Below are 10,008 nucleotides of genomic sequence, written 5' to 3'. Positions count from 1 at the left end.
CGTGTTCGAGGCCACCCGCGTGCTGGGCGGCCGCGCGCGCGCCCTGCCCGCCACCGATGCGCCCGGTACACCGGGCGCACCGCCGCCCCTGGACAACGGCCAGCACATCCTGATCGGCGCCTACACGGAGTGCCTGCACCTCATGGCGCAGGTGGGCGTGGATCCGGACGCGGCCCTGCTGCGCCTGCCGCTGTCGCTGCGCTTCGCCGATGGCAAAGGCATCCGCCTGCCGGACATCGCGCCCCCCTGGGACGCCGTGTGGGGCATCGCCACCGCCCGGGGCTGGGGCCTGCGTCAGCGGCTGGCGCTGATGACCACCACCGCCCGCTGGATGTGGGGACTGGGCGGATTCCGCTGCGCGCCCGGCGATACGGTGCGGACCATCAGCCAGGGCCTGCCGCCGCAGCTGATGGCCGAGTTCGTCGAGCCGCTGTGCGTCTCGGCGCTCAACACCCCCGCCGCCGAAGCCAGCGCCACGGTGTTCCTGCGCGTGCTGCGCGATGCGCTCTTCAGCGGGCGCGGCGGCTCCAACCTGCTGCTGCCGCGCACCGACCTGGGCGCGCTGTTTCCCGAACCCGCCGCGCAATGGCTGCAGGCCCAGGGCCACACCGTGCACCGGGCGCGCCGGGTGCAGGCCATCGCGCCCCAGTCACCGCCATCGAGTGGCTGGACGGTCGATGGCGAGGCGTTTGGCACCGCCGTGCTGGCCCTGCCCAGCAGCGATGCGGCCAGGCTGGTGGCCGCGTGCGCGGGCTCCGAGCAGGCCGCGCCGCGCAAGGCGCTGTGCTCCGCTCTGTACGACTGGGCGGCCGTGGCACAGGCAATGCGCTTCACCGCCATCGCCACCGTCTATGCGCGGGTGCCGGGCGCCCAGGGGCCCGTGCTGGAGAGCCCCATGCTGGCGCTGCGCTCTTCCATGCAGGAACCGGCCCAGTTCGCCTTCGACCGCGGTGTGCTGGGCGGCCCGCCGGGCCTGCTGGCCCTGGTGGTGAGCGCCTTCGAGGGCGACCGTGCCGAGCGCGAACAGCAGGTGCTGCGCCAGGCCATGCGCCAACTGGGCCTGCCGGCGCTGGACCTGGTGCAGACAGTGGTGGAAAAGCGCGCCACCTTCGCCTGCACGCCCGCGCTGCAGCGCCCGTCCAACGCGATCGCGCCGGGGCTGTGGGCCTGCGGCGACTATGTGCGCGGGCCCTACCCCGCCACGCTGGAAGGCGCGGGTGCTGGCGGGCACGGCGGTCGGGCAGCAGCTGGGCAAAAAATAGGCTCTAGCGCAGATTCCACTAGGGCATATAGCTACAAAAACAATAGCAAATGCCCGCCGTGACTCACGCCGGGCGGGGCAGCACATCCGCCATCTTGAGCACGGACACGCCCGTGTTGCCCCAGAAACGCTCCAGGCTGTCGGCCCGCTCGATCAGCAGCCGCTGCACCAGCGGCTCCAGCGACGTGGCGGCGGGATCGGCCACCAGCAGGTAGCGCGGCTCCACGGTCTCGGGCACGCCGGCGGCGGTTTCGTTGACCTGCACCACCCAGTCCAGGGCGGTGAGCGCCTCCAGCACGGGTTCCAGCTGCAGCGCATCCACGCGCAGCGCCTGGCACAGCGCGCTCATTCGCAGGCCGCGGGCCGGTGTCTCATGTGCCCGGTGCAGGGCCTGCAGCGCCTCCACCGCCAGCTGGAAGGTCCAGCCCTGGCCGCTCGCCCGGCGCGCCACCCCGTTGAGCAGGCTGGGCAGGTACGCCGCCACCACCGCGCCCAGCAGCACGATCACCCAGGCCACGTAGATCCAGACCAGCAGGATCGGCAGCGTCGCGAAGGCGCCGTACAGCACCGAATACGTGGGCACCGAGGCCAGGTACAGGCCGAGCACCTTCTTGGCCACCTCGATCCCCACCGAGACAAACACGCCGCCCGACCACGCATGGCGCCATTTGACCTGCGTGTTGGGCACGTAGCGGTACAGCGCCGCGGTGCCGCCGGCCAGCAGCAGGAATTCGATGGAATCGAACAGCAGCCGCGCGCTGTCGGGCAGCGCGTCGTGCAGGCCGCGCGAGGCCGAGGACGCCACCGACGTGGTGAGCGCCAGGCTCGCCGCCAGCACCAGGGGCCCCAGCGTGATGACCGCCCAGTAGATCAGCACGCGCTGGCCCAGGGGCCGCAGCCGGCGCACGCGCCAGATGTTGTTGAGGGTGCGGTCGATGGTCAGGACCAGCGCCAGCGCCGTGCCCAGCAAAATCGAAAACCCCGCCACGCCCAGGCCGCTGGCCTTGGCCGCGAACTGCGTGAGGTAGCCCAGCACCTGGCGCGAGATGCTGTCCGGCACCAGGCTGTCCACCAGCCAGCGCTGCAGCCCCGTCTGCAGGGTGCCGAAGATGGGAAAGGCGGTGAACACGGCCAGCGCCACGGTGAAGAAAGGCACCAGCGCCAGCAGCGTGGTGAAGGTCAGGCTGCTGGCGGTGAGGCCCAGGCGGTCCTCGCGAAAACGCTCGCGCAGGGTGTGCGCCGTGGTGCGCCAGGGAAAGTGCGACAGATCGGCCAGGACGGCTTCGAAGCGCTGCGCGAGTGGGGCTAAAGGCATGGCCGATATGATGCCACCCCGATGGCCTCTTCCCCCTCTCTCCCGGCGCGCACCGCGCCGCATCCGGCACCGGCGCCCCGGCTGCCCCCGACGTGGCGGCCACCCGGTGGCTCGCCGTGGGCAGCCTGCTCGGCCTGATCGTGCTCAGCCTGGCCTGGGAGCTGTGGCTCAGCCCGCTGCGGCCCGGCGGCTCGTGGCTGGCGCTCAAGGCGCTGCCGCTGGCGTTCCCGCTGGCCGGGCTGCTCAAGCACCGCATGTACACCTACCGCTGGGTGAGCCTGGTGGTGTGGCTGTATTTCACCGAAGGCGTGGTGCGCGCCTGGAGCGATCCGGCCCCGGGCCGGTGGCTCGCGCTGGTCGAAGTGGCGCTGTGCCTGGCGCTGTTCGCCGCCTGCGCGCTGCATGTGCGCCTGCGCCAGAAGCACGCGCGTGCGGCTGCGGCGACACCGGGCCCGTCCACGCCCTGAACACCCCAAAACGGCCTCGCCCCACGCCCCTTCCATTCCCCGTTTTTCGCGAGCATTCGAGAACACCATGTCCACCCTGATCGACACCCTGCGCCAGACCGTCGGCGCCGCCCATGTACTCACCGAAGGCGACCTCACCGCCTGGGAGCAGGACTGGCGCCGCCGCGCGCGCGGCAAGGCGCTGGCCGTGGTGCGGCCCGGCAGCACGCAGGAGGTGGCTGCCGTGGTGCGCGCCTGCGCCGCCGCCCGCACCGCGATCGTGCCGCAGGGCGGCAACACGGGGCTGGCGGTGGGCTCCATTCCCGACGAGACCGGCACGCAGGTGCTGCTGAGCTTGACGCGGCTGAACGCCATCCGCGCGGTGGACGCCGACAATTTGACGCTCACCGTGGAGGCCGGCGCCATCCTGCAGAACGTGCAGGACGCGGCCGAGAAGGCGGGGCTGCTGTTCCCCTTGAGTCTCGCGGCCGAGGGCAGTTGCACCATCGGCGGCAACCTGGCCACCAATGCCGGCGGCACGCAGGTCGTGCGCTACGGCAATACGCGCGACCTGTGCCTGGGACTGGAAGTCGTCACGCCGCAGGGCGAGGTGTGGGACGGGCTCAAAGGCCTGCGCAAGGACAACACCGGCTACGACCTGCGCGACCTGTTCATCGGCAGCGAAGGCACGCTGGGCATCATCACCGCCGCGACGATGAAGCTCTACCCGCAGCCCGCCGCCAGCCTGACGGCCTGGGCCGCGGTGCCGTCGATGGAACACGCCGTGCAATTGCTGGCCCTGGCGCACAAGCACCTGGGCGCGGGCCTGACCGGCTTCGAGGTGATGGGCCGCTTCGCCCTGAGCCTGGTGGCCAAGCACATGCCGCAGCTGCGCGTGCCCTTCATCGACCAGGAAGACGTGCCCTACGGCGTGCTGCTGGAAAACAGCGACAGCGAGTCGGAGGCGCACGCCCGCACGCGCTTCGAATCGCTGCTGGAAACCGCCTTCGAGGCCGGCTGCGTGACCGATGCGGTCGTGGCCGAGAACCTGGCGCAGGCGCACCAGCTCTGGCACATCCGCGAAAACATTCCGCTGGCCCAGGCCGAGGAAGGGCTGAACATCAAGCACGACATCTCGGTGCAGATCCCCCGCATCCCTGCGTTCGTCGAATACGCCGACGCGCTGCTGCAGCGCGAGATTCCCGGCGTGCGGCTGGTCAACTTCGGGCACCTGGGCGACGGCAACCTGCACTACAACGTGCAGGCGCCGGCCGAGGGCGATGCCAAGGCCTTCCTGCGCGACGAGGAAGCCCGCGTGAACCACCTGGTCTACGAAGCCGTGGCGCAGTTCGGCGGCTCGTTCTCGGCCGAGCACGGCGTGGGCGCGCTCAAGGTGGACAAGCTGGAGAAGTACCAGTCGCCCGTGGCGCTGTCCATGATGCGCGCCATCAAGGGCGCGCTGGACCCGCAGGGGCTGATGAACCCGCACTGCATGCTGCCGGTGCACGGCGCCTGACGGCCGGGCCACCGGGGCGGCCCGACGGGATCAGCGCCGCGCGTCTTCCAGCACCTTGCGCACGTCGGCGGGCAGGGGCACCGGCGCGCCGGCATCCTGCACGTCCCATTCCTCGTCGCCCGTCTGCAGCCACACGCGCATCGCGTCGCGCGACGGGTCCACCACCACAGCCGCCGCCTGGGCGTCCGGCTGGGTCGACCGGCGGCCGGTGATGTAGAGCAGGCCGCCTTCCTGCCGCAGCGGCGTGCTGACGGCCATGTTCTGCAGGAACTCCGGGTGGTTGACGGGACCGAGCAGTTCCTTGACCCGCACCCCCATGGGGCCGGTGCGCAGAAAGTCCGAGCCCTCCGAAGGCTTGCGGCCCACCTGCGCCTGCACGCTGGCCCAGCGGTTGGCGGCGGCCGGTGCCGCAGCCGTCGCAGCAGACGCGGCCGGCTTGGCGGGAGAGGACGTGGAGGCCGAGGGCGTGAGCGGCACGTGGGTGCCGCAGCCGGCGGCCAGCACCGCTGCGGCGAACAATGGCAAAGAGGACGAAAGGCGCATGGGGCGGATTTCCTTGGAATCTGGGAAGCAACCGGCGAGCTTATCCGCTGATGCCCCCGAATCCATCGCGCCCCATGCCGCCCATGGGCGTTTCGGCACGCCACCCCGCGATATTCACACGGCCATGGGGGCCGTGATGTGGGCGTGGTGCTGGTAGCCTTCGAGCGAGAAGTCCGACGGCTCGACCGCCTCCAGCCATTCGGGCGCGTAGGTGCCGGTGACGGCGTAGTCCGGGATGCGGTCGGACAGCACCAGTTTGGGCAGCGGGTGGGGTTCGCGCGTGAGCTGCTCGCGAAGCATGTCCACGTGGTTCTCGTAGATGTGCGCATCCCCGATGAAGTACGTGAACCAGCGCGGCGTGTAGCCCGTGAGACGGCCCACCAGGTGCAGCAGCGCCGCCCCTTCCGCCAGGTTGAACGGCGTGCCGAGCCCGACATCGTTGCTCCGGATGTACAGGCACAGCGAGATTTCCTTCCTGCCCGGATTGGCCAGGAACTGATACAGCAGGTGGCACGGCGGCAGGGCCATTTCGTCCAGCTGCGCCCAGTTCCATCCGTGGAACAGGATGCGGCGGCTGCCGGGGTCTTGGATGAGCGTGTCCAGGCACTGCCGGAGCTGGTCGACGGCCTTGTAGAGCAGCACGCCAGCCGGCTTGCCGTCCTCGCCGCCAAGCGTGCCGATGGCCTCGTATCCCCGGCCGAGCGCGTCCGCGATCTGCGCCGGGCCCTGCGGCAGCGCCGGGTCGATCAGCTTGTAGGCCGGCCACTGGCGCCATTGGACTCCGTACACCGAACCCAGGTCGTCCTCGGCGAGACGGTAGGGGTTGGCCAGCCACTGCGCGTTCTCGTTCGCGTTCTGGTCCCAGACCTTGCAGCCCAGCGCCCGGAAATCGGCTGCGCTCCGGCGTGCGCGCAAAAAGCCCACCAACTCGCCCACCACCGACTTGAAGGCGAGCTTCTTGGTCGTGACGGCGGGAAAGCCCTCCTGCAGGTCGAACCGGAGCATCGCGCCCGGCAGGCTCAGGGTGCGGACGCCCGTGCGGTTGTCTTGCCAACTGCCGTTGTCGAAGATGTTCTGAACGATGTCGAGGTACTGTTTCATGTGCCGAAGGGACGAGCCAAGGGCGGAATCGTAGCGCAAGGGGGTCCGGCAGCGCGCCTCAGGGCCGGATGCCCTTGGCCAGGCGGCCGGCGATGTCGTCGATCACCGGCAGGAGGTCGGCCACCGAATCGATCACGTAATGCGCGCCCGCGCCCTGCAGCTTGCCAGCGGCCGCTTCGCGGCGGGCCTGCTGCGCGGCCGGCGGCAGGGCATTCCACTCGGCCAGCGGCAGCCCCATCGCGTTGCCGCTGACGGCGACGCCCACCGTCCAGGTGCCCGCATGCAACCCCTCCTGGATACCGACCTCGGTGTCGTCCACCTTGACCACCGTGGCGGGCCACCACACCCCCAGGTCGGCGAAGCAGCGGAACATCATGAGTGGCGAAGGGCGGCCGGACACGAGGTCGCCCGCACAGACGAGGTTGTCCGGCGCATAGCCGCCGGCCGCGGCGATGGGCGACAGGATGTCCATGATCGGCCGGTTGTAGCCCGTGGTGGAGCCGATCTTCAGCCCCCGGACCCGCAGCGCGGCCACGGTGTCCAGCGCGCCGGGAATGAAGTCGGCGAAATCGGCCACCACCGCCGCATTCATGGGGGTGAAGACTTCGTAGAGGTGGTCGATGTCGGCATTGGCGAAGGGGCGGCCGTGCAGGTGCTCCCATTGCCGGGCGACCTCGGGCAGCAGGCTCAGGGCCTGGATGTGGTCCCACTTGGCGACGCCCATCGGGCCGCGGGCCTGCTCGATGCCGATCCGGATGCCGAATTGTTCGAACAGCCGCACGAAGGCGCCCATCGGCGCGCAGGAGCCGAAGTCGAGGATGGTGCCGGCCCAGTCGAAGACGACGGCGCTCAGCGTGGTGGTGGAAGGAGGCATGCCCATGTCGTGTCCTGATCGTGGCGCGGTGGGGAAAGGGTTGGGTGAAAGACGGCTCACCAGGCGCCGAAGGTGTCCTCGGCGATGCCGAAGGCGGTGCTGGCGCCGGTGCCGCTGGTGACGATCACCAGCCGGGTGGCGTCGTCGGGCCGGTCGATCAGGCAGTCGGTCGTGGCCGACGAGGGGTAGATGCCCACCCAGCGCTCGGTCACCCGGCAGGCCTGCAGCTTCACCGTGTCGCGCAGGTGGCGCAGGATGAGGTCGTCCACCCGCTCGTCGGCGAAGGGTTGCGGCGCGGCGCTGTAGTGGTGCGAGTCGCCCACCACCAGGGAGCCGTCGGCGCTCTGCACCACGATGAGGTGGATGCCGTTGGCCAGCGATTCGGCCTCTTCGCGCTGGAGTTGCTCGCGCAGCGCGGCGGCGGCGGGCAGGTCGCTGTAGCCCCGGTAGCGCACCAGGCTCAGGTCGGCCATGACCGAGCCGGGCAGCCGCAGGCCGGGCTCGGGCATGACGCGCAGCATGTGCAGCAGGCACAGCCGCAGGCCTTGCGGCGCCAGGCGCTCGGCGAACAGGCCGTGGATGTCCGAATGGGTGCAGACCACCACGCGCTCGGCGTGCAGCACGGCGCGTGCGGTGCGCACCCGCGGCGTGGCGACCTCCAGCACCGCCTCGCCGAAGCGGAACACCACGCCATGCGCCTCGGCCAGCCATTGGGTCAGCAAAGCGATGGCGGTGCGCGATTCCACCCGCATCTCGTGCGGGCTGTAGAGCACGCCCTGGGCGCCCTCCAGCTGCAGCGCGGGCGCGCGGCGGGCGGCCTCGGCCACGCCGAGCAGTTCGCAGGCCTCGCCCATCTCGGTGCCCATGAACTGTTCGAGCACGGACAGGGCCTGGGGCCTGAATGCCGTCAGGTACAGGCCGTGGTGCACGGCCTCGATGCCGGCCTGGGGCGCGACCTCGCCCCACACCTCGCGGGCCCGTCGGGCGCGGCGCCAGGTGTCGCCCGCACCCTGGCCGGTGACGGTGATGAAGCCGAAGTTGCGGATCGAGGCGCCGACGCAGGCCGCGTCGCGCTCGACCACGCAGACCTTCAGGCCGCGCCGGGCGGCGGTGTAGGCATGGGCCAGGCCGACGATGCCGGCGCCGACGACGATCACGTCGAAAGTGGGGTGGGTTTCCATGGTGCTTTTTCCAGGCGGCAGGGCGGTCTTCGTCGCTGCGCGCTGTGTTTTCAGGGGGTCATCGCCTTCATCGGGCCGGTGCACGCCAGGCCTGGGTGCGCCGCTCGACCCCATGGCCGGCGGCCAGGTACAGCAGCGTCACCACCGCCGAGGTGGCGGCGATCAGCACCGCCATGGCCGCGGCCGGGCCGGTGTCGCCGGCCTCGTCCAGGTTCAGAATGGCGACCGAGGCCAGCCGGGTGTCGGGCGAGTAGAGGAACACCACGGCCGAGATCGTCGTCATGGCGCTGATGAAAAAAATAGCGCGACACGTCCAGCAGCACCGGCAGGCAGATGGGCAGCGTCACGCGCCAGAAGGTCTTGTAGAGCGGCACCTTGAGCGAGGCGGACACCGCTTCGAACTCGGCGTCCAGCGCCTTGAGCGCCGTCACCACGGTGAGGTGGCCGGTCGTGTAGAAGTGCACCACCGTGCACAGCACCATCAGCGGCAGCGTCTGGTACAGGCCGTTCAGCGGGTTGGCCGGCGCGTTGAAAAAGAAGATGTAGCCCAGGCCCAGCACCAGGCCGGGCACGGCCATGGGCAGCATGGCCGCCAGCCGCACCACCGGCCGCAGGGCTTGCAGGCCCCGGGTCTTTTCCAGCAGGTAGGCGCCGACGAACACCACGGCCGTCCCCACCACCGCCGTGCCGCAGGCGAGTTTCAGGCTGTTGGCCAGGGCATCGGCCAGGTCGGCATCTATCAGGCCCGCGACGTAATGGTCCAGGCTGGGCGACAGGTTGTACGGCCACAGCTTGGCGAAGGAGGCGAACACCGCCATGCCGAACATCGCCAGCACCAGGGCGGCGATGCACAGGCAATAGAGCGCCATGGCCGCATCGAATCCGCGCGCGCGCCGGGGCACCAGCGCCACGGCGCGCGCCGTGAGGGTGGCGGTCTGCCGGCGCTGCACCAGCCCGTCGATGGCGAAGGTGAGCACCGCCGGCAGCAACAGCAGCAGCGCCACCACCGCGCCGCGCTGGAAGTCGTGCTGGCCGATGACCAGCTTGAAGACGTCGGTGGCCAGCACGTTGAAGTTGCCGCCCACGACCTTGGGAATGCCGAAGTCGGTGATGACCAGGGTGAAGCACACCAGCGCGGCCGAGATCAGCCCGTACTTGGCGCCCGGCAGGGTGATGGTGAAGAATTTGCGCAGCGTGCCGGTGCCGAGCGCATCGGCCGCTTCGTACAGGCGCGCATCGGCCAGCGAAAGCGCCGTGACCAGGATCATCAGCACGTGCGGAAACACCGCGAAGCACTCGGCCAGCACGATGCCCGATGCGCCGTAGATGCCGGTGAACCCCAGCGCCGTCCAGAAGTCCCGGGCCACGCCCTGGTTGCCGAACCAGTAGATCAGCGAGATGGCCGACAGCAGCGAAGGCGCCAGCAGCGGCAGCAGCATCACCGTGCGCAGCAGCGCCTTGGCCGGCATGCAACTGCGGGTCAGCGCATAGGCGAAGGCGAAGGCCAGCGGCAGCACGATGGCGGTCACCAGCAGCGACACCCACACGCTGTTCCACAGGCTGGTGAGCAAGGCGGGCGAAGCCAGGTAGGCGGTGAAAGCCCCCAGCCCCGACACCGCCCCGCCCTGCGGCGCATCCAGCGCCTTCGACAGGATGAGCAGCAGCGGCGCCACCAGTCCGACGCCCAGCAGCGCCACCACGCCCAGCAGGCCGAGGTGGGCCAGCCGGTCGCTCCAATGCACCCGCTGGCGCAGGGGCGCCGCGCGAACGA

Annotated in this window: 8 protein-coding genes and 1 pseudogene; 3 read left to right on the top strand and 6 right to left on the bottom strand. The window is 70.5% G+C overall.

Features of this window, described 5'->3' with window-relative positions; genetic code table 11:
* The first annotated feature begins 1 nt into the window (after position 1).
* Positions 2-1,324, top strand: a complete 1,323-nt coding sequence (locus AC27KI_RS14315) for a hydroxysqualene dehydroxylase (RefSeq protein ID WP_487114400.1) — start codon at positions 2-4, stop codon at positions 1,322-1,324.
* Position 1,325: 1 nt separating this feature from the next.
* Here the strand turns inward: AC27KI_RS14315 and AC27KI_RS14310 are convergent, their stop codons facing one another.
* On the bottom strand, positions 1,326-2,576 hold the full coding sequence (locus AC27KI_RS14310; protein ID WP_284428914.1) for a YihY family inner membrane protein: 1,251 nt from the start codon (positions 2,574-2,576) through the stop codon (positions 1,326-1,328).
* Positions 2,577-2,668: 92 nt separating this feature from the next.
* On the opposite strand from AC27KI_RS14310, the gene AC27KI_RS14305 reads away from it, so the two are divergent.
* On the top strand, positions 2,669-3,043 hold the full coding sequence (locus AC27KI_RS14305; RefSeq protein WP_487114398.1) for a DUF2069 domain-containing protein: 375 nt from the start codon (positions 2,669-2,671) through the stop codon (positions 3,041-3,043).
* 67 nt (positions 3,044-3,110) lie between these two features.
* Entirely contained in the window at positions 3,111-4,538 is a 1,428-nt protein-coding gene (locus AC27KI_RS14300; protein ID WP_487114396.1) for an FAD-binding oxidoreductase, read from the top strand.
* A gap of 30 nt (positions 4,539-4,568) precedes the next feature.
* Here the strand turns inward: AC27KI_RS14300 and AC27KI_RS14295 are convergent, their stop codons facing one another.
* The 5 genes and pseudogenes from AC27KI_RS14295 to AC27KI_RS14275 form a co-directional block, all read right to left on the bottom strand.
* Positions 4,569-5,081, bottom strand: a complete 513-nt coding sequence (locus tag AC27KI_RS14295; protein ID WP_284428917.1) for a hypothetical protein — start codon at positions 5,079-5,081, stop codon at positions 4,569-4,571.
* Positions 5,082-5,195: 114 nt separating this feature from the next.
* The gene (locus tag AC27KI_RS14290; protein WP_487114394.1) at positions 5,196-6,182 is read right to left on the bottom strand and encodes a thymidylate synthase; all 987 of its coding nucleotides are present in this window, start codon (positions 6,180-6,182) and stop codon (positions 5,196-5,198) included.
* Positions 6,183-6,240: 58 nt separating this feature from the next.
* The gene (gene phnX, locus AC27KI_RS14285) at positions 6,241-7,062 is read right to left on the bottom strand and encodes a phosphonoacetaldehyde hydrolase (RefSeq protein WP_487114392.1); all 822 of its coding nucleotides are present in this window, start codon (positions 7,060-7,062) and stop codon (positions 6,241-6,243) included.
* Between the two features lie 50 nt (positions 7,063-7,112).
* On the bottom strand, positions 7,113-8,237 hold the full coding sequence (locus tag AC27KI_RS14280) for a TIGR03364 family FAD-dependent oxidoreductase (RefSeq protein WP_487114390.1): 1,125 nt from the start codon (positions 8,235-8,237) through the stop codon (positions 7,113-7,115).
* A 67-nt stretch (positions 8,238-8,304) separates the two neighbouring features.
* Positions 8,305-9,991, bottom strand: a pseudogene (locus AC27KI_RS14275) (putative 2-aminoethylphosphonate ABC transporter permease subunit).
* Positions 9,992-10,008 lie beyond the last annotated feature (17 nt).

The sequence above is a fragment of the Acidovorax sp. KPB24-03 genome, assembly GCF_057546605.1.
Note: the sequence above shows the minus strand (reverse complement) of the source record. Positions and strands in the feature narration are given on the sequence as shown.

Coding starts and splice junctions, on each gene's coding strand:
- AC27KI_RS14295 (WP_284428917.1), bottom strand. CDS start 5,081: ATGCGCCTTTCGTCCTCTTTGCCATTGTTCGCCGCAGCGGTGCTGGCC.
- AC27KI_RS14310 (WP_284428914.1), bottom strand. CDS start 2,576: ATGCCTTTAGCCCCACTCGCGCAGCGCTTCGAAGCCGTCCTGGCCGAT.
- AC27KI_RS14280 (WP_487114390.1), bottom strand. CDS start 8,237: ATGGAAACCCACCCCACTTTCGACGTGATCGTCGTCGGCGCCGGCATC.
- AC27KI_RS14290 (WP_487114394.1), bottom strand. CDS start 6,182: ATGAAACAGTACCTCGACATCGTTCAGAACATCTTCGACAACGGCAGT.
- phnX (WP_487114392.1), bottom strand. CDS start 7,062: ATGGGCATGCCTCCTTCCACCACCACGCTGAGCGCCGTCGTCTTCGAC.
- AC27KI_RS14300 (WP_487114396.1), top strand. CDS start 3,111: ATGTCCACCCTGATCGACACCCTGCGCCAGACCGTCGGCGCCGCCCAT.